Origin of the sequence: Arthrobacter sp. NPDC080031, from assembly GCF_040702485.1 — a bacterium.
Taxonomy (GTDB): Bacteria; Actinomycetota; Actinomycetes; order Actinomycetales; family Micrococcaceae; genus Arthrobacter.
In genome coordinates, this window is the sequence record NZ_JBFBLA010000025.1 from 43137 (window position 1) to 64876 (window position 21740).

Sequence of the window (21740 nt, forward strand, 5' to 3'; positions counted from 1 at the left end):
TTTGTGCTTCTTTGACTGCGTCAGTTGGAGTCAGTTGGATGCGAGGAAGTTCGCAGCACGGAGTAGGCCAACAGGGTGGCCGCCGCCCAACACAGGCGCGCTGGCCAGAGTGGCGAGCTGGCCGCCGTCGAGCCCTAGTTCCTCAAGGACCCGCACGGTGACGGGCATGCGTGCGCGGTCGCCGCCGTCGGAGATCTTGATGGCGACGCCGGTGCCGTTGCGCAGGCCGATGAGCTGGAGGCCTTCGAAGCCGTCCTTGGCGAGCAACCCGGGAACCGCACGCATGATGGCCGTGACGTCGCGACCCTCGCCTGCGACCATCTCGGGGAAGGTGCGCATGGCGTGGGCTACTTGGCCTTCTGCTGTTTTGTTGTCCGCTGCCGCCAGGCGGCCATACGCCCGGGCCATTCCGTGCAGGCTGTGGGCAAAGAGCGGAGTGCCGCAACCGTCCGTGCTGACGGCGGCTGCGTCTTCGCCGGTGAGTTCGGTGATGGTGTCCCTCACGAGCAACTGGAGGGGATGCTCGGGGTGCAGGTAGCCCTGGACAGGCCAGCCGTTGATAACGCACGTGGCGGCCATGGACGCGTGCTTGCCGGAGCAGTTCTGCGCGAGCTGGGTGGGCTTGCCGCCGGCGCGGAGCCATGCTTCGCGCTCGGCGGTGCCGTAGGGGAGGTCGGTGCTGTTTTCCAACGCGTTTTCGTCCAGGCCATGCATTTCGAGGATGCGTGCGGCGCCGTCGAGGTGCATTGCGGCGCCGGAGTGGCTGGCTGCGGTGAGGGCGAGGAGGTTCTCCGGAAGCTCGAGCCCCGCGCGGATCATGGCGACCGCCTGCAGCGGTTTGAGCGAGGACCGCGGGTAGAACGCGGCATCGGGCTCGCCCGCTTGGAGGAGCGTTTCGCCGTCAGGCCCGAGGGCGATAAGGGAACCGTAGTGGATGCTCTCGACCAGGCCGTCGCGGGTCTGTTCCGCGAGGGGGACATGGCGCGGGGTTGGCGGATTGGTTGCTGCCGGGGTGGTGGCGGCGCTTTCGTGCAGAGCACTGTGCGTTGCATGCGGGGTGGGCATGACTTCCTTCAGTTGCTGGATCATTTGCTGAGGATGGAGTCCAACGCAACGCTGACGGCGCTGAGATGGTCGGCCATGGCGGCTTCGGCGGCGGAGGCGTCGCCGGCTTCGATGGCTTCGACGATGCGGAGGTGTTCATCGTCTGAGACATGCTGGCGGTCGGCCACCATGTTCAAGGTTTCGGATTGATGGGCCAGGGCTTCGCGGATGTCTGCCACAACGCTTTCGAAGACTTTGTTGCCGCTTGCGCGGGCAATGGCAGAATGGAAACTGGCGTCGAGGCTGACCCAGGTCTCAGGGTCGGTCTCGGCTGCCATTGAAGTGAAAATTTCCTTGAGGTGTTCGAGGTCTTCCGGACTGCGGCGCTTCGCCGCGAGGCCGGCTGCCGGGACCTCGATATGCGGGCGTGCCTCGTTGAGGTCCCGTGCCGAGTACTGGCCGAGAGCGAGGTCATTGGCCACCCGGTCCGCGACGACGAACGTGCCTTTGCCGGTCTTGGTGACCGTCAGCCCAAGCGCAGTGCACGAGCGGAGCGCTTCACGGATGACCGAACGGCTCACCCCGTACTGCGCGGCCAAGGTGGCTTCGGAGCTGAGTTTGGTCCCCACTTCCACGGTTCCGTCTTCAATGTCCTGGCGGATGGCGCTGAACACGGCTTCCGCGGCACTGAAGCGGGCGAGGGGCCGGGGGCTTGATGCCCTGGGTGCTTGGGCCGGCCGGGGGACGGCGCCGCTTGTGGCGGTGCGCTGGCCAGCCGCAGCTTTCTGGCTGACGGCTGGCTGTCCAGTGGCGGCCTGTCCGGCTGTCCGGCTGTCTGACAGGTTCACACTACGAATATGGCACGGGTCACAGGGCAGTGTCAAGATTCAGTGGCTTGCTGGGTGAGCTTCGACTTAAATGCTGGATGTCCCAGATTTAATTATCTGATGCCCTCATGGCGGCGGGTTGGTTGATTTCTAGGGGCGCAGCGGAGCATAGTCTTAATTGTTATGAATACCCTGGCGAAAATCCTGATGCGATGAAGCCCATCGAATTTCCCGACTTCCTGTTCAGTTCTCCGCTGGCCAAGGCCATCATTGAGCTAGAACGGATACGTAGTGACATGGGTGACGGAACGACTCATCCTGCGATCTTTTCGCAGTTGAAGGACCTCTTCCAGCTGATTTCGAACATCATGAGCGCGCGTATCGAGGGAAACCGCACATCGATTGTCGACGCCGTGGCGGGCGTGGAACGGGCCGATCGCTATGGCGACGTGCAGCAAAATGATGGCGTTAAAGAGATCGTCCAGCTGCAACAAGCAACGGCCTTCGTCGATGCAACGGTGAGCCCGGGAACCACGCTGACACACGGACTTGTTCGGGAAATCCATCGAATATCGGTTGAAGGGCTGGAGCGTGAGGGCGATCGTACGCCTGGCGCATACCGGCTGAGTGATGTCACCATCAGCGGATCCGCCCACCGCCCGCCCGCTCCGGGTGATGTCCACAGTGACATGACTTCACTTCTGGATTTCATCAATGCAGATGTCGAGCAGAACTTTCAACTGCTGAAGATCGCTTTAGCCCACCACCGCTTCGTATGGATTCATCCATTTGGGAACGGAAATGGGCGCGTTGGAAGACTCCTCACGTATGCGGCGATGAGGCGACACGGGTTCTCTGACGCCGCCGGCTACCGCGGGCTGAACCCTACTGCAGTGTTTGGCCAGAACAGAAGTCTCTACTACGAACGTCTCGAGGACGCGGATTCGCTAGAGCCTGCGGCGCTCGTCCGGTGGTCTACCTATGTTCTGGAGGGACTCTTGGCTGACATGAGGAAACTTTCGATGTTGGGGACCCAGGGTTTCGTAACGGAAGAACTTCTACTGCCCGCTTTGCGAAGAGGACTGCAGACAGCGAGGTTTACGGTGAATGAAGCAAGTGCACTGTTCATCGTCGCGAAGAAGGGGGAGGCGAAAGCCGCGGACCTTGAATCGGCTTTCCCGGGCTCGGCTGCAACCCGTAGCCAGAACATCCGGAAGCTCCTCGATCGAGGCGTTATCGAGCCTATTGGCGACGGCAGGAGGACATACCGCCTCCGCCTGGTGCCGAGTGAGTTGACCCCGTTGCTGACGTGGCGCCTCGACCAGATGGGATTCCTCCCTCAGATACTGAGAGACACTCAATAGGCGGCCAGTCGATCGAACCGGCATTCGTGAGGCGAAAGAACTGCTGCGGGAGCATAATTGCTCCCATGGCCAACCGTCCGCGCGGGGGATCGGATTCAACGAGACAGACAGCACCGCCCATCACGGTAGAGGTGCCGGTCCTCGGTATCGGGGCGGGCCCCTCGGACTATGAGGAGTTGGCGCGCTACGTGTTTGCCTTGCGCAGGCCGCGGGGATTGCACATGACACTGTTGCACCTGGGTGTCTTCGAGGACTTTTGCCGGGATGTGGCCGCTTGGACCAAAGGCAACACTGGTGTCGAGTCCGCCCAGCTCAGGACTGTTGCGTGGCTTGAGGCGCTGCCTGTGCTGGAGGCCTTTTCCGGCAGTTCCGAAAGGCTGATCGTCCTGGGCGGGGGCGGAGTGTGCGGACTGGAAGTGGATATCCCCGCGTCGGTGCGCGACTATCAGGTCTCCCTCGTGCACGCCCTTCACGAACTCCTGGATGAACTGCTTGTCGACAACATCGACGACTTCATCCTCAGCTCCCCTGCCCTTGGATTCCGCTCGCCTCGCTGGGTACCCCATGTGGCTGTGGGCAGGCCAATGTACAGGGGCCGCGGGGCTTGGGAGATTGGCCGGGTGGGAGTTGATTTCGGCGAATCGCGGATCAGGAACCGCCAAACCCTCCGGGATAGCGGTCCCGGCTGAGGCCTATCCACGGCTTTTCAGCCGGATCGTCCGGGCCTGGTGGATGGCGGCCAGGGCAACCGCGCTGGCTGTGAGCCTGAGGGCGTGGACCCTGTACCACCGCTTCAACAGCGGCTTGCGGCGCGCCTCGTCGAGGGGCTGCGGGCTGAAGAACAGCTTGGGGTTGATGGATCGCAGCAGGTACGCCGTAGCGGCCGCACCCGTGGCGGAGCTTGCGGCGGCCACTATCAGCCAAGTCCGGCTTTCGGAATGCCTCCATCCGCTGATGAGGGCAGCGACGGCGGCAGGGGCACTGAGCGGCGCGATCGGTGCGTAGTAGCGCCCGGGACTTCCCGCTCCGAAGGGGGTTCGAGGGAGTTCACGGCTCGCTTCCGAGGCCGCGACCCGGTCCGGGATTTTGACGATGGCCTCGTAGAGGTTGCCGAAAAACCAGTGTGCGTGGGTGAACTCCGCGAGCCCCAAGAGCCGACCAGCAAGCATATCCCGACCGTCTGAAGAAGTCTGTCCCATGCCCACAATCTACCGCCGATGCGCAGCGCCGGGCGCGTGTTCCGCCTTCCGCGTGAGCCGCCCGGGCTATATGGTCAACACCATGGTCTGAGGACCGTGAGGGACAAAACGACCGGCCTGATGGAGGACTACCCTTGGTCGAGATCCGTATGGTTTTGCCCGCGAATGTGCGCCATCGTTCCGGGGGAAATGTCTATAACGCGAGGCTGGCTGAGGCACTCCGCGCGGAGGGTGCAGAGGTCTCCGTGCGCAAGTTCGACGGCGGCCGGCCTTCGGGAAATGGGGAAGACCGGAGTCCCTTTCCCGATGCGTTTGCCGGAGGCACCCCGCCCATCTACATTGTCGACGGCCTAATTGGCTCGGGCGCGCGCACGGAGATTGAGACAGCAACTAGTGCAGGGCGCCGCGTCTGGGTACTGCTCCACATGCCCCCTTCCGGGGAGGATCCAGTGGAAATGAGCGCGCTCCGCGCAGCGACGGGTCTTCTCTGCACCGGTCCCCGTACTGCCGAAGCGGCCAGAAGCCTGGGCCTGCGCAACGTGCACTTGGCGATCCCCGGTGTGGATCTCCCATCGAAGGCGCGCCCGAGTCCACGAGGGGCTGCGGTACCGCATTTCATTATGGTGGGCGCCCTGCTTCCCAATAAGGACCAGATCTTCTTTGTCGACGCGCTCGCCCGGATCAAGGACCTGGAGTGGACCGCGGCCCTTGTGGGCTCCACAGAAGCAGACCCGTCCTACGCCGCCGCCGTGCGGGAGCGCATCATCCGGAATGGACTTCAAAAGCGGGTGGAAACAACAGCTGAGCTTTCCGGCAAGGCCTTGGAGGAGCAGTGGCTCCGCGCTGATCTCAGTCTGTTGATCTCACACTCGGAGTCCTTCGGAATGGTGGTCCAGGAGTCCCTGGCTCACGGCATACCGGTAGTCGTCCGCAAGGGAACCGGCGCCGTCGAAGCGCTCGGCGCCCACGGGGCCGGTGAAGCGATCGATCTCACCGCAGGAATCGGATCGTTGGAGAAGCTGCTGCGCAGATGGCTTGGCGACCCTGCCCTGCGGGAGGGATGGCGGGCAGCAGCCGAGGCGGCAAGCAGGGTGTTGCCGCGATGGGAAGACACCGCACGGGAAGTCCTTCGCGCCGTCACTGCGGCGTAAGGGGCCCTAAAGGTGCTGGATGCCTGCCCGCTGCATCGCGTCCCGGTAGGTTTCGATGTTCTTCGCCAGGAGTTCCTGCTGCTTCGCCTCGGACAGGGCAAACGCCCGCCCACCGAGCGCGCTGGCTTTGTAGACCTTGATCCCGTGCTGCCGGAGCGGCGAGTGGTAGGTCTTCTCAAAGAGTGCAAGGAAGGCGGCGGCCTCCGCACCGTGGGCGACGACGGCGGAAACCCGCTTGTTGATCTTGAGGAACTGGCGGAACGGGCGGAGCCCGTCGGTCTTCTCCTGTGCGCTCAGTGCCGGCGGCAGTTCCGGGTCGCGGACCCAGGGGTAGCAGTTCCACGGCATGACATAGCGGACGTCCAAATCGGCTGAGTCATAGATCAGCTGCGCACGCCGGGCGGCGTCGTCGTCGTTGAGGTGCGATACGAAACCCGAGGCGGGAGCCCGCCCGGGGCTGGTCTGGAGGGTGACGATCCGGCACTCATCTTCGTCATGCACCGGATCGATGTAAGGCACGGTGGAACCGGGCCTTTTGGCCATCAGTTCGTCGCACAGCTGCGTCACGGCAGCAATGTTGGGCTCCTGTAGCAAGGCCCTTTTTTCGTCCCAGTCAATGGTCACGTTCTCTCCTTCGGCAGCGCGGCGTCCAGAATCGGCGTCCCTTGCCACTTTACGCCGTCACTTTGCGCGTCGCTCACGCTCCTGCAGAGCCGAGGAACAAAACTGCCCGACGCCGGGCCGCGCGGCGGGCTTCCCGTCCTCCTGTCGGCCGGGCTACTGTCCCCTGAGCTTCTGCATATCGCGCCGGTCCTTCTTGGTGGGCCGTCCTGCGCCGCGGTCGCGCTGCGGCAGCCCGAGGGCGGGCGCGGCAGGGCGCTCCGGAGTGTGATCGGTAAAGCAGTGTGATGCTGCTTCGGCCCCGACCCTTTTTGCAATGAGCCTCCGCACTTCAAGGATGCGCTCGAAGCCAGGCTGCCGTACACGGATGGTGTCGCCGATAATCACGGACTGGGAGGCCTTGACCGGGTTCCCGTTGATTCGCACATGTCCGGCCCTGCAAGCGGTTGTGGCCGCGGAACGGGTTTTGTAAGCACGGATGGCCCAGAGCCAGGCGTCAATGCGCACATTGCCGCTTTTTGATGGTTGGGCGGAAGTCGGAAGGCTAGTCATGATTGCGAACGAGTATAGTCGGCGCGCGGCCTGGGCTGTTGTCCGCAAAGCCGGTTACCGGCGTCGAAGTTCCGCGTATTCAAGGTGCGGGACAACCGTACCTGCGTCCCGCTCCAGGAAGTTGGTGCCGGGCGACACGATGTCGTCAATGGCATCCAGGACGGCTTCATTGAGGACAACATCCGCGGCCTTGAGGTAGTCGACCAGATGGTCCTCCGTGCGCGGACCGATAACCACGCTGCTGACGGCCGGATGATTCAGGGCGAAGCCGACAGCAAGCTGAATGAGGGTGAGTCCGTGCCGCTCGGCGACGCGGCCCAAGGCATCGGCGGCCAGGAGCTTGTTCCTATTGAAAGGTGCCGAGACGTCGAAGCGCCCGGGAACGGCCGACGCGCGGGAGCTTGCGGGCTGGGGGACTCCCACGCGGTAGTTCCCGGAGAGCCAGCCGCCGTCGAGCGGTCCATAGCTGAGCACGCCAAGGTTGTACTGCTGCGTGATCGCGAAGACGTCGCGCTCATTCGCCCGGACCAGCAAGGAGTAGGGCACCTGATCCACCACTGGCGGAATGAGGTGGTTCGTAGTGGCGATCCACTGTGCCTCCACAAGCTGCGACGGCGTGAACACCGACGTTCCGTAATAGAGGATCTTGCCCTGCCGGATGAGGTCGTTGAGGGCCGTGATGGTTTCCAGGACGTCCGTGTTGTAGTCGGGACGGTGTGCCTGGTAAAGGTCGATCCTGTCCGTCTGCAAGCGGTGCAGGCTCCCTTCCACGGCCTTCATGATCCAGCGCCGGGAATTCCCCGCGTGGGCGGGATTCGGGCCCATTTGTCCATGGAACTTGGTGGAAAGGAAAACGTCATCCCGCCTGCCATGGAGGGCCCGGCCCACAATAGCCTCTGCCTCGCCCTGCGAATAGATGTCTGCGGTATCGACGCTCGTGATGCCGGCGTCGAGGGCCGCATGGACAATGCGGATGCTTTCTTCGGCACCCGTGGGCGCCGAGCCAGTCCCAAGATTAAGGGTTCCCAGGGTAAGGGGGCTGATCAGGGCGCCCGTGCGTCCCAGGGTTCGAAGCTCGCTGAGGCTCATCTCCGGCTTCCTCCGTGAAGAATCAAGGCTGTGCAATGGATTGACACGACGCTACACATGTCGTGGCCGCTGCACTCGAAAAACGTACGAATTCTTCGCTTTTCGTATTGCGGGGTAATGAAAACAACGCGTGACGAATTAAGAATTGACTTGAATCGACACGCGAATACACAAATATTGCCGTTATCGGCGTCCAGTGAATTAGTAGAAAGGCAGGCACGAAACTACAGAGAAAGGAACCCGCCATGACCCAGGTAACGGTGGATGGAGCCGCTTCGATCAAGCAGGCGTTCGCGCAATTTCCCTCAGGCGTGGCGGCTTTCAGTGCCATGGTCGGCTTCGTACCGGAGGCGCTAGTGGCATCGAGCTTCACAGTGGGAGTCTCGCTCGAACCGCCGCTCGTCATGTTTGCGGTGCAGAACTCCTCCACCACATGGCCCAAGCTCCGGCGCGCCCCTCGTCTGGGTGTTTCCATCCTGGCCCAGGGCCAGGAGGCCGTGTGCCTGCAGCTCTCCTCGCGGACGCAGGACCGATTCGCCGGCCTTGCGACCTCAACGAGCGACGCCGGGGCGGTGCTGATCGACGGCGCGGCGCTCGTGCTCGAGTGCGAAGTGGTCTCCGAAACGCCCGCGGGCGACCACGCGATCGTCGTCCTCGAAGTGAAGTCCGTGGAGATCAACCACAACGCCGAGCCCCTCATCTACCACGGGGCCGGGTTCAGGCAACTGGCCGCCTGAGCCTGGGTCAGCCGGGAACTGCGGACGCTACGCCCGGGGACGCGCCCCGGCAGTGGCGGTCACGCGGCCGGATGAGACAGCCTTGCCGCCATGGGGGTCTCCCCGGTGTTCGCGGACCGGCGCGGGAGGCTCGGGCGACTCCGCGGCGTTCCCTTCGTCGGGTTCCTTGTCAGAAGCAGGCGCTTCCTCATCGGCTGACAGCTCCTGCGCCCGTTCAGGTTCCCGTGCCCGTTCAGCCTCCCGCGCTGCGGCCCGGGCGTCAGCCTCGGCGACGGCAGCGGCCCACTGGCTGTTCAGGACCGGAGGATCCTGCTTCACCGCAACCACGAAGGGATGTTCCTTGGCCTGGGTTGTGGCGACGGCGGTGGCCGTGGCTGCGATTCCGGCCTTGATCTGGGCGGGCTTAGGCCAGGCCCGTGGGTTCACGAGCGACTTCCACGGGAAGTTCCGGACAGCAGCCCACGACGCCGACCACAGCAACCTTGTGGTCACAACGATTCCAGGACGCGGTCTCCCCGGGACGAATGGCCCGGTGCCCGGCAAGCCGTCTTCCGCCGTCGTCGATTCCTCGGAATACGACGGCGGGGCGGGGGCGCGTCGAGGCCGCGGGGGCAAGTGCACAACCGGTACGGCATCGTGTTTCGGGAAGATCCCCACCATCGCGAGCAGGATGATCCAAAGCAGCTTCCCGACGCCGGCCAGCACCAAGGTGACAACCATCAGGAAGCCCAAACCAAGGAACATCAACAAGGCCAGCCCGAGCGTTCCAAAAAAGGTCAGATTGAGGCCAAGTGTTGTTGGATCCTCCACGTAGCCTCCCCGAGCCAGAGTTGTGAGGTGGGCGCCGCAACCGAAGGTCTGCGGGCATGTCTTCTAGACTACGGTCGAAATCTGAATGAATCATCCGCCAAACTGCGGCTTGCCGAGGTTGTTTCGAAGCTGTTATCTGCTGTGACAAAATTTGTTGCCTAGCTCTCACCTTCGCTTCCAGATTGGGCACCAATGTCACTCGATCCGGCCCGCCTCCGCCTAGGCGCCTGCCCGTGCTTGTCCGGAGAGCCGTACGCCGAGTGCTGTGGCCGCTTCCACCGTGGAGACGCCTATGCGCCCACGGCAGAACAGCTCATGCGTTCGCGCTACTCGGCGTTCGTGGTCCTTGACAGCCATTATCTTCTGCGCACTTGGCACCCGGACACCAGGCCTGCCGCGCTGGACCTGGACCCGGACATTGAATGGCGCCGGCTGGACATCCTCGCGACGCATGGGGGCGGTCCCTTGGACACCGAAGGGACGGTCGAGTTCGCGGCGCACTACCGTTCCGACGGCGAACGTGGAGTCCAGCGCGAAAACAGCCGCTTCCTGCGGATCGACCGGCGCTGGTACTACCTCGACGGCGACGCCGGCTAGCCCTGTCCCCGCTGCTTCGACCGGCAGTGGGCCTCAGCGGTACTTCCGGTGCAGGCTATCCTTCGACGAAGCACGCGGGGTGGCATCGGCGATCCACGGCCCCGTTCCTTCGGATTGGTCAAGGATTCCGGCCTCAAGCCAGGCGTAGTCGCCCGCGAGGACGTTCGAGGACAACTCGTGATCGACGTCGTCGGTGTTCCGCCACAACTGGTCGAAGTATCCGTCCACGCGAATCCGGGCCTGCTCGCAATAGGCTTCGGCAAGTTCGTACGCGGCAGCGCCTTGCTCCGGTGCGGTCTGCAGCAGCATTTCGGCCCGTGAGCAACACGCAGCCATGGCAAACAGCTCGGCCCCGATATCGACGATCCTGCCGAGGAACGCTTGTTTGTGCTCAAGCCTCGCCTGCCAGCGGCCCATCCCGTAGAACGTCTGCCGGGCGAGCCGGCGCGAAGCCCGCTCCACATACCGCAATTGCTTGGCCAAACGCCCAAACTCACTGTAGGACCGCGGGTCCATGCCGGCTCCGGCCACCAACTTAGGGAGCCATTTGGCGTAGAAACCTGAGGCGCCGACGGCGGCACGCGCCTTCTCCTGCAGGGTTGCGTCCGCGGAGGCGAGCTCGCCCGCGGCCGAAAGGTGGGCATCGACGGCTTCACGGGCGATGAGCAGGCGCATGATCTCGGACGAGCCCTCGAAGATCCGGTTGATGCGCATGTCCCTCAGCAACTGCTCGGCGGCCACCGCGCGTTCCCCGCGGGCCTCCAGGGAGTCCGCCGTCTCAAATCCACGGCCACCGCGGATCTGCACCAGCTCATCAGCCACCGTGTAGCTGAGTTCAGTGGACCAAAGCTTGGCTAGCGCGGCCTCGATCCGCACATCTTTCTGGCCGGCATCGGCCAACTCGGCAGACAGTTCGAAAACGGCTTCAAGGGCAAAAGTGGTGGCGGCGATGAACGCGATCTTCTTGCCGACGGCCTCGTGTTTTCCAACCGGCCGGCCCCATTGGGTGCGGGCATTGGACCATTCGCGGGCGATCTTCAACGACCACTTGCCCGCCGCCACGCACAGCCCGGGTATCGAGAGCCGGCCGGTGTTGAGCGTGGTGAGCGCGATCTTGAGTCCCTGGCCTTCGCGGCCCAGCCGGTTGGCGGCCGGTACGCGGACTTGGTGGAACCGGGTCACGCCGTTCTCGATGCCGCGCAGACCCATGAAGGCGTTGCGGTTCTCCACCGTGATGCCGGGAGAGTCCATTTCCACGACGAACGCCGTGATTCCGCCCTTTTCTACCGTTCCATCCGGGTTGGTGCGCGCAGGCACCACCGCCATGACCACTACCAGTTCGGCGATCACGCCGTTGGTGGTCCAAAGTTTCACGCCGTCCAAAAGGTAAGACTCGCCGTCGTCGCTTGGCACTGCGGTGGAACCCATCCGCGCGGGGTCGCTGCCGACGTCGGGCTCTGTCAGCAGGAAGGCGGTGATGGCGCCGGCCGCGCAACGCGGCAAGTACTCCTGCTTTTGTTCCGGAGTGCCGAAGACTTTGACCGGTTCCGGGACGCCGATGGACTGGTGGGCCGACAGCAGCGCGCCGAGGCTCGGGTGGACTGACCCCAGCAGTGCCAGCGCCCTGCCGTAATAGACCAGCGAGAGGCCCAAACCGCCGTACTCGCGCGGAATCTTCATGCCGAAAACGCCTAGTTCGGTGAGGCCGGCGAGGTATTCGTCCGGGATCTTTGCATCGCGTTCGATGGTTCGGCCGGACATGGTGCCGCAGAACTCCGCCAGCTTCGCCATGAACTCTTCGCCGCGCTGGACGTCTTCGGCTCTTGCCTGGGGCCAGGGGTGGATCAGCCCGAGATCGAAGTCTCCCAAATACAATCCCTTGGCGAAACTCGGGCGGTTCCATTCGGTGTCGCGGGCGGCCTCGGCGACGGCGCGGGCTTCTGCGGCCGTGACGCCGCTGCTCTTGTTATCAGTGGCGGACGTCATGGGAGGACTCCTCTTGCCGGTTGTGCCGGTTCGAGCCCAGGATCCGCCTCGGGTGGGGGACCCTTCAGCTGTCCCTCAATGCTACCCGCGGGTAGGTACCTGTGCTAGGGGCGGTTTGCGATGGGAATTCCACCGGCAGTTCCACTTTTCCGGCCTGGTGGACCAGTTGGTCCCACGCAAAATTGATGCCGTGGACCAGCCCGCCCAGCACGTTCTTCACGGTGTACCAGGCGAGGCTCCCGGCTCCGAGCAACGCAAGGGCGGCCATCGCCGCTACCGCGATGAAGGCTGCCAGAACCAGGCCAAGGATCAGTGTCCCCGCGAAGACATAGGTGCTGCTGTCTAAGGTCGTCAAGTCGAACTGCATTGGGTCCCCTCCGCAACGCTGCCAAAGCCGACGTCGGTGTCGGCGTCGTTGGTGTCGACACTAGGGGCGGCCTCGGCGATTCGGCCAGCAACGACACCGGCGCCGGGGCCGTTGATATGCGATCGAAACCCTACCGGCAGGTAGATCACGGAAGGGTTGCGGCGCACCCTGCGTTAACCTTGTACGGGGCAGTTTTCGGGATTTCCGCTGCCAGACGGTTCCGCGGCAGCTGAAGGAGAGTAAGTGTCCCGCTCAGCAATGTCCTCAGCCGATGCCATCAGTGCACGGCTCAGGGACCTCGAACTCCTGACCAAAGGCCCCGCGTGGGCCCTCACGCGCTCGGCGCCATGGGTCATCGCGGTGCTCCAGGCCTCCTTCACCCGAACAAGGCCGCAGCTTCCGCTCGAAGAGTTCCATGCCGACGTCGACGCTTTCCTTGAGCAGCTCCGCAGGCAGGATCCCGGGCTGGGCGGCCAGGCGAGCGGCAAGGCATTTGCCGACGAATGGACCCGCAAGCAGTTCCTGACCCGACGCAGCCAGTCCGGCCAGATCGTCTACGAAATCACCGAGGCGGCCGCGCGCGTCCTGGCGTTCCTGGACAGCCTCTCCAGCGAGCGCTCCACCCTCAATGGTTCCCGGCTCGGAACGCTGCTGGGCGACGTCGAAAAGCTCGCCAATGAGACGAACCCTGATCAAAGCGCCCGTTTGGAATCCCTTGAAGAGGAAATCCAGGAGCGCCGGCAGCTGATCGAGGACATCAGCTCGGGCGACTTCGACGGTCTCTTGGACGATGAGGAAGCCGTCGAAGCAGCCGGGAACATCCTGGACCTTGCGGCGAGCCTGCCTGCCGACTACAAGAAGATGCGAGACCGCATCGAAGAGCTGGTTGGCGAGCTCCGCAACCAGATCATCGAGGAGTCCCTCAGCAAGGGCGCCACCATGGCGCAGGTCCTGGAGGCGGACAAACGCTTGCGGCAGAGCCCCGAGGGCCGCACCTTCCGCTCCTTCACGGCCTTCCTTGAGGACCCGCAGCAACAATTGCGTTTCCGCTCAGCGATCGGCGACGTGTTGAGCCGCCAATTCGCGGACGACCTCAGCCATGAGGACAGGGAAACCCTCAAGAACCTCGTGGCGGAACTGCGTACCCAGCACAGCCAGATCCAGCGCATCTACGGCCGGCTGTCCGAAAGCCTGAACAACTACATCCAGAGCGACGACATCCGCCAGTCCGTCCGGCTCCGGCAGGTCCTGCGCGAAGCCGAACAGGCTATCCGCTCCATGCCCTACGAACGCGACCGTCCCGGCCTTGTCCGCGGCCCGGTGTTGTTCAATGCCGGATTCGAATCGCTCGCCATGGTCAAGCTCTTCGATCCGGATGAGTTCGCGGCGCCGCCGAAGCTCGCCGACCCCATCGCCTTCAGCGATTCGGACCGTGTCCGTTCGCTGCGCTCCGCGAAGGCAAGGCCAGACGTCGTCCGCTCGGCGATGGCCGGCGCCTCCACACTGGCGGAGGCCTGGGCGAACCTTCCGGAGGAAGAACGGCACATCAACACTGTGCGGGCCCTCCTGTCCGAAGCGCTGCACGGTGGTGCGGCGTTCGACCGGGCCGCCTGGGAAAACATCGACTTCGAACAAATCGATGGCAGCACACGCACCGCGTACCTGCCGCTCGTGACGCTGACTAAGGATTCCGATGACTGACGCCCACCCCACCGAGCATGCCCCCTCTTCGGAGCAAGGGGTGGACATAACGCAGCATGTCCAGTCCGAGGGTACCCGAGACGGACATGCGCATTCCTCGACGGCGGGATCTGCGGCGGGATCTGCCACGGAGGATGGACATGTCCACCCGGATCCGTTCCGGGTCACGCCCCGCGACACGTTCGTCGACGGCGCGGCGCTGTTCCCGGGCGATACCGGCGTGCTGCCCATGAAGGTCCGCCAGGCCCTCGTGCGGCTACTCAAGGGCCCGTATGTCGACGGCGGCCGCGACGAAAAGCTCTGGACGACCCTTCTGGACAACCAGGTGATTCTCCGCAGCCGGCTTTCGGAGCTCTTCCTGAACCTGCAGCTGGACCACGAGCGCAAGATCGCCGTGCTCCGACCCGTCGATCCCGAAGCCATCGGAGGAAGCGCCCGCTCAAGCATCCTTCGCCAGCAGCGCGCGTTGAGCCGGGTGGAAACCATCGTGCTTCTGCGCCTGAGGCTCCTCCTCGACCGCCATGTCACGGCCCAGACAGACCCTGTGATCACCCGCGAAGAAATCGCCGAACTCGTGGCGCACTACCAGCCATCCGGCCAACAAGACGCCCTCCGCGATACCGACGTCGTGAACCGCACGGTCACGAAGCTCCTGGCCCGCCAACTGCTCTTGGCCACCGGCATCGAAGACACCTTCGCGATCTCCCGGGCGCTCCCACTAGCCCTCCCCTTCGAAAACATCGGCGATATCCCAGCCCAAATCGAAGCACTGATCGCAGTAGCAGCCGACGAATCCGGCACGGAGCCCCTCATCGAACTACCGGACGCGGACGACGACGGCGAGTCGCCCGAGCTGGCCGACGGCGACGAGGTGGATGCCGTCGATGGTGACCCTGACAACGCCGCAGCAACCGGTGCCGCCCAGGGAGTGGCATCGGGCCTATCGGAGCCGGACGGCCTGCTGCTTGCAGCAGTGCCGGCCGGCGAAGGGGCGGGGGCGGCATCGGTTGCGGAGGCAAAGGCGACCACGACTGGCGCGACCACAAAGAAGGCGACCACAACTGACGAAACCAAGGAGGCAGCCAAGTGACTATCGCAACCATGCTTCCGATCGGCGAACTCACGAACCCGGGCCAGATGCGCCTTGCCTTGGTCCAGGTGGTCAACTGGGGCACGTTCCATGGCGCCCACACGATGCACGTGGACCGCAACGGCACGCTGCTCACAGGCAACTCGGGCGTCGGCAAGTCGACGTTGTTCGATGCCATGCTCCGCGTCTTCGATGCCCGTCCGCGCTCCAATGAGGCTGCAGCGCAGCGTGCCGGCGGGGCCGTGGAGGACAAGAGGACCACCTTCACGTACATGCGTGGAAAAGTGGGCGACAAGGCCGTGGGCGAGGGCTCGGCGAGTGCCTTCCAGCGCCCCGGTGCCACCTGGTCCGCCGTCGCGCTCACCTTCGACAACGCCGCCGGCACCAAGATCACTATCTCGGCCCTCTTTGACCTGCCTAAAAACGGCACGGAGTCCAGCGTCGGCCGGTTCTACGTGATCGACAACAAGCCCCTGGATCTCGGAGCGATCGAGGGCATCGCGGAGAAGCGCTTCACCAAGGGCGCGCTGGAGACCATCTTCCCGGATGCCCAGATCTTCGATGTCCACAAGGCCTTTGCGGAGCGTTTCCGCCGGCTTCTTGGCATCAACTCGGACCAGGCGCTTCCGCTGTTGCGTGTGATCCAGGCCGGTAAGGGGCTTGGCGGCAGCGTCAACACGTTCTTCCGGGACCAGGTGCTCGACGCGCCCGCGACGTTGACGGCTGCGGACGACGTCGTCGAGGAATTCAGCAACCTCATGTCCATCAGGCAGCGGCTGGAGGACGTCCGCCAGCAGCGCGATCAGCTCGCTCCCGTGCCCGGGATGAACAAGGAGTATGCCCAGTCGCTGCTGGAGGCCAACCGGCTCCGGGAGCTCAGCGGCGAGGAGTTCGACGCCTACAAGCAGCAGCTCTCGGTCACGGTCCATGCCAAGACCTTGGCCCGCTTCAAGGACCTTGCCCAGGCGAAAGCCAAGGAGCTCAGCGCTGAGCGAGGCGTCCGCGACGCGCTCGCCAAGGAACTTCGCCAGCTCGAATCGGATTACAACAACCAGGGTGGGAACGCGATTTCGGCGATCGAGCAGTCGCTCGAAAATGCCCGGGTCGGCCTCAAGCTCCGCCAACAGGTCGAGGATGCTGCCCGCCAAGCATTGGCCGACGCCGGACTCAACCTTGAGTGGACAGCTGAGGGTTGGGAGCAGGCCCACGAGCAGGCCGCGAGCCGCTCCGCCGAACTCAAGGACGATTCCGAAGCGCTGAGGGAACTCCGGTTCGAAGCCTTCGACGGCCACGCCACCAAGAAGCGGGAACTCGCGGCAGCCCAGCAGGAGCTCGTCTCGCTGAAGACGCGCAAGTCGCTGCTGCCGCCGTCGAGCATTGAAAATCGCGCCGCGATCGCCGCAGCCACCGGTGTTCCCGAGGACCGCATGCCCTTCGGAGGCGAGCTGATAGACCTTGCGGAGGGGGAGGAACAGTGGCGGCCCGCGGCCGAACGCGCCTTGCGCAACCTGGCCACGACGCTGCTGGTTCCGGGCGAGCATTTCGCTGCGGTCACGCGTTACCTCAACGACAACACCGTCCGCGGTGCGCTGCGGGCTGTGGACGTTTCCAAACCGCTCGCGGGCGGCGCTTTGGCTGTGGAGGACGTGTCCGACGGCGATTTGCTGACGAAGCTGAACATCCTCACCTTGGGTACCAATGAGGACGCCGGAAAGTGGATCCGCGAGCGGATCGCCCTCGATTTCGCCTACCCGTGCGTGGAAGACCCGGACGAACTCGCAAAGCTCGACAAGGGCCTGAGCCTGGGCGGAGTGGTCAAGCGCAACCGCCACACTGTGGAGAAGGACGACCGCTTCACGAGCCGCCAGGACTACGTTCTCGGTTTCGATAATGCTGCCAAGCTGGAGCTCGTGGCCGCGAAGGTGGGCGAGCTCGAAAACGAGCTGCTGAAGGCCGCCGAACTAGCCCAAAGCCGCGAGGATTCCCACCAAGGGATGACGCGCCAGCTTGAAGCACTGCGCCGCATCGCCGACGACGAACGTGGCTGGGAACAGGTCTCTGCAGCGGTCGCCTCGGAGGAGCTCGCGAAGATCGAACAACGGCTCAAGGATGCCTTCGCTGCGCAGGCCGACCTGGAACCATTGCGTGCAAACATCGAGGCCGTGCGCGAAAAGCACCAGTCCTCCACAGGGTCGGCAGCGGTTTTGCAGAGCGAATATAAGACGCTCGATCAGCAGATGACCACGGCTGACGCCCTCCTTGATGCCGCACGCAGCCGCCTGGACCAGGCGCCGCCGTCGGGCACTACCGTCACCGCCCTCGAACCGTACTTCAGCGCATTCGGCGAGGTGGGTGAGCTCCACGAACTCGACACCCTGGCTGCCGAAGTCCGTAGCAAGCTCTTGGCGGAACTGCACGCCGCGGAGTCCCGCGGGCAGGCGTTGGCCGAGCGGCTGACGCGCGTGTTCGAAGGGTTCGTACGCGAATGGGGCACCGCCATTTCCGCGGACCACGGCACCTCGATCGGTGCTGCGGGGGAGTTCGAGTCCCGCTATCACCAGATCGTCAGCGAAGGGTTGCCCGCGCAGGAAACCGAATTCCGGCAGTTCTTCAACCAGCGGACCCACGAATCGTTCAGCACGCTGCTCCACCTGCTCGACGAGGAACGCCGCGCCATCACCAGCCGCATCCTGCCCCTCAACGGCATCCTGTCCGAGGTCAATTTCCACGAGGGAAGCTTCTTGGAACTCGACATCAAGCAGACGCTGCCCGCCACCGCGAAGCAGTTCAAGGACGCTATCCACAACGCATTGAAGACGCGTCACTCGCGGCCGTCCCGCGCGGCCGGCGCAGCTTCGGGCGGGGCCCCGAGCGACGCGGACGACGACGTCGAACTCACCAACCGCTATAAGTCGCTCGAAACCCTGGTCAAGCGGCTCGGTTCGCAGACCCCCGAGGACCGGCGGTGGCGAGCCGAGGTGCTGGATGTCCGCGGGCATCTCTTCATCCAGTGCAAGGAGCACCGCTCGGTCCAAGGCCCGCGTGGTGGAAAGAAGACCGAGGTGTACATGCACGCGGACACCGGCTCGATGTCCGGTGGAGAGCGGCAGCGTTTCACGGCGTTCATCATGGCCGCGGCGCTGAGCTACCAGTTGGGTATCGCCGAGCAGGGATTCACGACCTACGGAACGGTCATGATGGACGAGGCGTTCGTCCTGGCATCGGAGGAGTTCGCCGGTGCAGGCATCAAGGCCCTGCACGAGTTCGGCTTCCAGTTGTTGCTGGCCGCGCCCGAAAACGTCATTGACCTCTCCCGGCACCTTGGCTCGGTCACGGAAATCCTGCGCGACAAACGAACCAACCGCTCCGGCGTGCTCACGGCTCCAGTCATCGGCGGTCCGGGCGTGCCCGGCGAATGGCGCTCCGAGGCCAACCCCGTGGACATCGTCCTCCGGTAACTCGGACGCTCGCTCACTTGTGTGGGACTTTCGGCGGACGCCCGCTCACTTGACGTGAGCCGGCGTCGGCGGCTTTGCCCTCAAAGGTGAGCGAGCGTTGGCCGCGGCAGCTCTACTTTCCTTGAACCCGACCCAGGAACTGGGCGGTCCGGGACTGCAGTCCGGCGATTTGGCGAACGACGACGGCGGCAGGGTCCGGATTGATCTCATTCGCCGGGGGCTCCTTGCGGACGTTGGCGCAGCAGCCGAATTCGGCACAGATCAACGTCCCTACAGTATTGCCGTCGCGCCCCGATTGGCCCGCGCGCTTGGCAACCCAAAGATAGACGTCGTCTTTGGAAAACACGTCGCGGCACAGCTCGCAAAGTACAGAGCGCTTCTTGCCGGAGCCTCCCTCCGGCGCCCGCAGCATGATGCCAGTGAGGGAGCCACGGTTCGGGAGGATGAGATATCCCCGCATCGGCATCTTTTCGTCTCGCCAGCCAAGGAATTCGAGCTTGTCCCAGTCGAGGGAATCGAAGTCCTTCGGGAGGTTGAGTTTGGCGGCCTCCGAGCGGCTCGCATTGATGAATGAGGAACGGATTTGTTGGGCGGTGATTTTCTGCACGGCGGAGTTCTTTCAGATCGTTTGGGCTCCGAAGAGTAAGGACGCTGGCGTCTGGCGATCCGAAGGCACAGCAAAGGAACCCTTCGCGTGCTTCTCGTGCGGGGCGGCGGGGTTAGTTTTCCTGGCCGCCGAGCGGGATGGCCAACGCAGAGGGGGATGCAAAGTAGGCCAACACGGCCACCTCGCCAACCATGGCAGCGCCAACGTGTGCAGTGCGCATGCTCATCCTCTCGATCTTCACCGCTTTCGCGGCCTTGGCGCCGTCCGTTGAATCAACCGGCTCTGTCATCTTTGCAAACGCCGTCCCCGGTGTCCAAAAATCCGTGCGTTGAAGCTCGAGCGTCGAATTAACCTGCGCTTTGCCGGCGGGCAACCGGGCGGGGTTACGCTGGCGTCGTGGCTGGGAACGTGCTTCATGCTGACCAGAACGGACGACGGCGGTTTGTCGCCTTGGGCGATTCCTTCACCGAGGGCGTGGGGGACCGGAATGAGGCCCTACCGAACGGCGTCCGGGGCTGGGCCGACCGTGTTGCCGAGAAATTGGCCAGGGCCGAACCTGGCTGGGAGTATGCGAATCTTGCCGTGCGGAGCAAGCGCCTCCGGCATGTCGTTGAGGAACAGTTGGAGCGGGCGTTAGCCATGGAACCCACGCTCATCACTCTCTATGCCGGCGGTAACGACATCCTGGATTTCGGCACGGACATGGACCAGCTCATGGCCGAATACGAAAAGCTTGTAGCGCGCCTCGCAGCCACCGGGGCCACATTGGTCTTGTTCACGGGGTACGACGTCAAGGTCTCGGCCGTGCTGGAACCGTTCAAGAAGCGCAACGCGCTCTACAACGAACGGGTGCGCCAGCTCGCTGCCAAGCACGGGGCCGTGCTGGTGGACTATTGGTGCCTCGATGCCTACCACGACCGCCGGATGTGGGCCCCGGACCGTCTCCATATGTCCAAGGCGGGGCACAAATACATGGCGGCGCAAGTCCTGGACCACCTCGGCGTCCCCCATAAGTTCTCGCCCAAGGATTGGGAACCGCCGCAGCGGCTCAAGCTGCGCGATTGGGAACGTCGCCAGCGACGTTGGGTGAACGACTGGGTCCTGCCTTTGTTCGGCCGGAAGCTCCGCGGTGTCACGCTAGGGGACACTCTGAGTCCGCGTTGGCCGGAACTCGTGAAGGTTCCGCGGAAGGCCGGGCTTCGGAAGCTCGCAGAACGCCAAGCCGCGGCAGCTGCCTCACGCCGAGCGGTCGCCGCCGCTGACCGAGCAGGCGCCGGAACCCAGGCTCAAGACGAGGGACAAAGCAACGCTCAAAACAACGGGGGGACATGACCATGGCCACGCATACGCCGCTGCGATTCGTCGCAGTTGGAGATTCCTTCACCGAAGGCGTCGGCGACACCGATCTTCGCCTCCCCAACGAGTGCCGCGGCTGGGCCGACCGTGTGGCGGAGGAACTGGCCACGCACCGGCCGCAGACGCAGTACGCCAACCTTGCGCTCCGCGGCCGTCGGCTTAGGCAGATCGTGGTTGAACAACTCGAGCCGGCGCTCGCGATGGCTCCCACGCTCGTCAGTTTCCACGCCGGAGGCAACGATCTCCTCGGCGCACGACTGGACATGCGCCTACTGGTCCGCGGGTTCGAGGACGCTGTTGCCCGGATCGCGCAAACTGGTGCCCAAGTCCTGCTGTTCACAGAGTACAACGTGCCGCTCTCGCCGGTGTTGGAGCCGCTTAAGCTGCGCACGGCCGTCTTCAACAAACACATCCGGCGCATTTCCGCAGCCTACGGAACACTTCTGGTGGACCACTGGTGCTTCGAAAAGTACCAGGACCGCCGGATGTGGGCTCCCGACCGGCTGCATATGTCCGGCATCGGACACGAGTACATGGCGAAGAAGGTCCTGGAGGTGTTGGGCGCCGCGCCCTCGCTCGGCTCGCCGGTGCTTGGGGCGCTGCAACCGCGGAGCCGCGCCGCGATTATGGCCGACGACGCCGCGTGGCTCAGGCGCGATGTGGCACCCTGGCTTTTGCGTCGTTTCAGGGGAGTTTCGAGCGGCGATCACCTGAGCGCACGGTGGCCGGCGGTCATGCCGGCGTCACGCCTGACAACTTTTTGGGATGGACGGGCATCGAAGCAGCCGAATTTCCGGGATTTTCGCCAACGCGAGGCGCCAAAAATGTGCTCTGCGTGACGCCCAGTGCCCGCAATAGGGCTAGTCCAAGAGGTTTTCGAAACCCGTGGATGCCGTGGTGACCGTGAATTCGATGATCTCGAAGTCGGCTACTCCGTTGACGTAGAACGGATCCGTCGCCAGGGAAGCGTCCAGTGTTGCACGATCGACGTTGGACAACAGCACGCCGCCGATGGCTGGAACGCGACGTCCGGACGCAACGAACGTACCGGCGTCGAACGCTTCTTTGACCCAATCCATGTGCGCGGGGCGGTGGAAATCGACGATTTCGTCGGGAACTCTGTATGTCAGTGAAACGACGAACATGCCGCCCAGCCTACAACGAGGAGGGCGGCCAAAACGGGC

Annotated in this window: 21 protein-coding genes and 1 pseudogene; 10 read left to right on the plus strand and 12 right to left on the minus strand. The window is 64.0% G+C overall.

From position 1 onward, the window contains the following. Positions 1-30 precede the first annotated feature (30 nt). Together AB0323_RS18890 and AB0323_RS18895 are read right to left on the minus strand one after the other, a co-directional pair. The gene (locus AB0323_RS18890) at positions 31-1089 is read right to left on the minus strand and encodes an asparaginase (RefSeq protein WP_366178691.1); all 1059 of its coding nucleotides are present in this window, start codon (positions 1087-1089) and stop codon (positions 31-33) included. After that, positions 1086-1892: a FadR/GntR family transcriptional regulator gene (locus AB0323_RS18895; protein WP_366178692.1), complete on the minus strand. Its 807-nt coding sequence runs from the start codon at positions 1890-1892 to the stop codon at positions 1086-1088. Before AB0323_RS18895 ends, AB0323_RS18890 begins: the two co-directional genes overlap by 4 nt. Positions 1893-2083: 191 nt before the next feature. Between AB0323_RS18895 and AB0323_RS18900 the strand changes: the two genes are divergently transcribed. Together AB0323_RS18900 and AB0323_RS18905 are read left to right on the plus strand one after the other, a co-directional pair. Further along, a complete protein-coding gene (locus AB0323_RS18900) occupies positions 2084-3235 on the plus strand; it encodes a Fic family protein (RefSeq protein ID WP_366178693.1) in 1152 nt (383 codons plus the stop codon). Positions 3236-3300: 65 nt separating this feature from the next. Next, positions 3301-3924, plus strand: a complete 624-nt coding sequence (locus AB0323_RS18905; protein ID WP_366178694.1) for a hypothetical protein — start codon at positions 3301-3303, stop codon at positions 3922-3924. A 3-nt stretch (positions 3925-3927) separates the two neighbouring features. Here the strand turns inward: AB0323_RS18905 and AB0323_RS18910 are convergent, their stop codons facing one another. Beyond that, positions 3928-4434, minus strand: coding sequence for an anthrone oxygenase family protein (locus AB0323_RS18910; protein WP_366178695.1), 507 nt, complete (start codon positions 4432-4434; stop codon positions 3928-3930). Between the two features lie 134 nt (positions 4435-4568). On the opposite strand from AB0323_RS18910, the gene AB0323_RS18915 reads away from it, so the two are divergent. After that, positions 4569-5585, plus strand: coding sequence for a glycosyltransferase family 4 protein (locus AB0323_RS18915; RefSeq protein ID WP_366178696.1), 1017 nt, complete (start codon positions 4569-4571; stop codon positions 5583-5585). Between the two features lie 6 nt (positions 5586-5591). Here the strand turns inward: AB0323_RS18915 and AB0323_RS18920 are convergent, their stop codons facing one another. From AB0323_RS18920 to AB0323_RS18930, 3 genes are all read right to left on the minus strand, one after another. Continuing rightward, positions 5592-6209 carry a uracil-DNA glycosylase gene (locus AB0323_RS18920; RefSeq protein ID WP_364536437.1) on the minus strand — a complete coding sequence of 206 codons (618 nt, stop codon included), beginning with the start codon at positions 6207-6209 and terminating at the stop codon, positions 5592-5594. A gap of 153 nt (positions 6210-6362) precedes the next feature. Further along, on the minus strand, positions 6363-6758 hold the full coding sequence (locus AB0323_RS18925; protein ID WP_366178697.1) for an RNA-binding S4 domain-containing protein: 396 nt from the start codon (positions 6756-6758) through the stop codon (positions 6363-6365). Positions 6759-6812: 54 nt separating this feature from the next. Continuing rightward, complete coding sequence (locus AB0323_RS18930) at positions 6813-7847, minus strand: aldo/keto reductase (RefSeq protein WP_366178698.1); 1035 nt, start codon at positions 7845-7847, stop codon at positions 6813-6815. A gap of 245 nt (positions 7848-8092) precedes the next feature. Between AB0323_RS18930 and AB0323_RS18935 the strand changes: the two genes are divergently transcribed. Beyond that, positions 8093-8584 carry a flavin reductase family protein gene (locus AB0323_RS18935; protein ID WP_366178699.1) on the plus strand — a complete coding sequence of 164 codons (492 nt, stop codon included), beginning with the start codon at positions 8093-8095 and terminating at the stop codon, positions 8582-8584. Between the two features lie 27 nt (positions 8585-8611). Here AB0323_RS18935 and AB0323_RS18940 read toward each other — a convergent pair whose 3' ends face one another. Further along, the gene (locus AB0323_RS18940; protein ID WP_366178700.1) at positions 8612-9394 is read right to left on the minus strand and encodes a hypothetical protein; all 783 of its coding nucleotides are present in this window, start codon (positions 9392-9394) and stop codon (positions 8612-8614) included. Between the two features lie 192 nt (positions 9395-9586). Between AB0323_RS18940 and AB0323_RS18945 the strand changes: the two genes are divergently transcribed. Next, positions 9587-9991: a YchJ family protein gene (locus AB0323_RS18945; RefSeq protein WP_366178701.1), complete on the plus strand. Its 405-nt coding sequence runs from the start codon at positions 9587-9589 to the stop codon at positions 9989-9991. Positions 9992-10024: 33 nt separating this feature from the next. Here AB0323_RS18945 and AB0323_RS18950 read toward each other — a convergent pair whose 3' ends face one another. Together AB0323_RS18950 and AB0323_RS18955 are read right to left on the minus strand one after the other, a co-directional pair. Next, complete coding sequence (locus AB0323_RS18950; RefSeq protein ID WP_366178702.1) at positions 10025-11977, minus strand: acyl-CoA dehydrogenase family protein; 1953 nt, start codon at positions 11975-11977, stop codon at positions 10025-10027. 64 nt (positions 11978-12041) lie between these two features. Next, the gene (locus AB0323_RS18955) at positions 12042-12344 is read right to left on the minus strand and encodes a hypothetical protein (protein ID WP_234754482.1); all 303 of its coding nucleotides are present in this window, start codon (positions 12342-12344) and stop codon (positions 12042-12044) included. A 243-nt stretch (positions 12345-12587) separates the two neighbouring features. On the opposite strand from AB0323_RS18955, the gene AB0323_RS18960 reads away from it, so the two are divergent. The 3 genes and pseudogenes from AB0323_RS18960 (at position 12588) to AB0323_RS18970 (ending at position 18593) form a co-directional block, all read left to right on the plus strand. Continuing rightward, positions 12588-14045 carry a DUF3375 family protein gene (locus AB0323_RS18960; RefSeq protein WP_366178703.1) on the plus strand — a complete coding sequence of 486 codons (1458 nt, stop codon included), beginning with the start codon at positions 12588-12590 and terminating at the stop codon, positions 14043-14045. A gap of 154 nt (positions 14046-14199) precedes the next feature. Continuing rightward, positions 14200-14877: pseudogene (locus AB0323_RS18965) on the plus strand (DUF4194 domain-containing protein); the annotation flags it as partial. Between the two features lie 254 nt (positions 14878-15131). Next, positions 15132-18593, plus strand: a complete 3462-nt coding sequence (locus AB0323_RS18970; protein ID WP_366178704.1) for an ATP-binding protein — start codon at positions 15132-15134, stop codon at positions 18591-18593. Between the two features lie 112 nt (positions 18594-18705). Here AB0323_RS18970 and AB0323_RS18975 read toward each other — a convergent pair whose 3' ends face one another. Beyond that, positions 18706-19200: an FBP domain-containing protein gene (locus AB0323_RS18975; RefSeq protein WP_366178705.1), complete on the minus strand. Its 495-nt coding sequence runs from the start codon at positions 19198-19200 to the stop codon at positions 18706-18708. Between the two features lie 112 nt (positions 19201-19312). Then, positions 19313-19489 (minus strand): hypothetical protein, encoded by a 177-nt coding sequence (locus AB0323_RS18980; protein ID WP_366178706.1) that lies wholly within the window; start codon positions 19487-19489, stop codon positions 19313-19315. Between the two features lie 107 nt (positions 19490-19596). Here AB0323_RS18980 and AB0323_RS18985 point away from each other — a divergent pair, with 107 nt between their 5' ends. Together AB0323_RS18985 and AB0323_RS18990 are read left to right on the plus strand one after the other, a co-directional pair. Next, complete coding sequence (locus AB0323_RS18985; RefSeq protein WP_366178707.1) at positions 19597-20532, plus strand: SGNH/GDSL hydrolase family protein; 936 nt, start codon at positions 19597-19599, stop codon at positions 20530-20532. Then, positions 20529-21395, plus strand: a complete 867-nt coding sequence (locus tag AB0323_RS18990) for an SGNH/GDSL hydrolase family protein (RefSeq protein WP_366178708.1) — start codon at positions 20529-20531, stop codon at positions 21393-21395. Before AB0323_RS18985 ends, AB0323_RS18990 begins: the two co-directional genes overlap by 4 nt. 21 nt (positions 21396-21416) lie before the next feature. Here the strand turns inward: AB0323_RS18990 and AB0323_RS18995 are convergent, their stop codons facing one another. Continuing rightward, positions 21417-21701: a YciI family protein gene (locus AB0323_RS18995; protein WP_366178709.1), complete on the minus strand. Its 285-nt coding sequence runs from the start codon at positions 21699-21701 to the stop codon at positions 21417-21419. Positions 21702-21740: the final 39 nt, after the last annotated feature.

Bases quoted from the DNA above. Each gene is read 5' to 3' on its own strand.
- AB0323_RS18890 (WP_366178691.1), bottom strand. From the start codon at position 1,089: ATGATCCAGCAACTGAAGGAAGTCATGCCCACCCCGCATGCAACGCAC.
- AB0323_RS18900 (WP_366178693.1), top strand. From the start codon at position 2,084: ATGAAGCCCATCGAATTTCCCGACTTCCTGTTCAGTTCTCCGCTGGCC.
- AB0323_RS18905 (WP_366178694.1), top strand. From the start codon at position 3,301: ATGGCCAACCGTCCGCGCGGGGGATCGGATTCAACGAGACAGACAGCA.
- AB0323_RS18910 (WP_366178695.1), bottom strand. From the start codon at position 4,434: ATGGGACAGACTTCTTCAGACGGTCGGGATATGCTTGCTGGTCGGCTC.
- AB0323_RS18925 (WP_366178697.1), bottom strand. From the start codon at position 6,758: ATGACTAGCCTTCCGACTTCCGCCCAACCATCAAAAAGCGGCAATGTG.
- AB0323_RS18930 (WP_366178698.1), bottom strand. From the start codon at position 7,847: ATGAGCCTCAGCGAGCTTCGAACCCTGGGACGCACGGGCGCCCTGATC.
- AB0323_RS18935 (WP_366178699.1), top strand. From the start codon at position 8,093: ATGACCCAGGTAACGGTGGATGGAGCCGCTTCGATCAAGCAGGCGTTC.
- AB0323_RS18945 (WP_366178701.1), top strand. From the start codon at position 9,587: ATGTCACTCGATCCGGCCCGCCTCCGCCTAGGCGCCTGCCCGTGCTTG.
- AB0323_RS18950 (WP_366178702.1), bottom strand. From the start codon at position 11,977: ATGACGTCCGCCACTGATAACAAGAGCAGCGGCGTCACGGCCGCAGAA.
- AB0323_RS18955 (WP_234754482.1), bottom strand. From the start codon at position 12,344: ATGCAGTTCGACTTGACGACCTTAGACAGCAGCACCTATGTCTTCGCG.
- AB0323_RS18980 (WP_366178706.1), bottom strand. From the start codon at position 19,489: ATGACAGAGCCGGTTGATTCAACGGACGGCGCCAAGGCCGCGAAAGCG.
- AB0323_RS18990 (WP_366178708.1), top strand. From the start codon at position 20,529: ATGACCATGGCCACGCATACGCCGCTGCGATTCGTCGCAGTTGGAGAT.
- AB0323_RS18995 (WP_366178709.1), bottom strand. From the start codon at position 21,701: ATGTTCGTCGTTTCACTGACATACAGAGTTCCCGACGAAATCGTCGAT.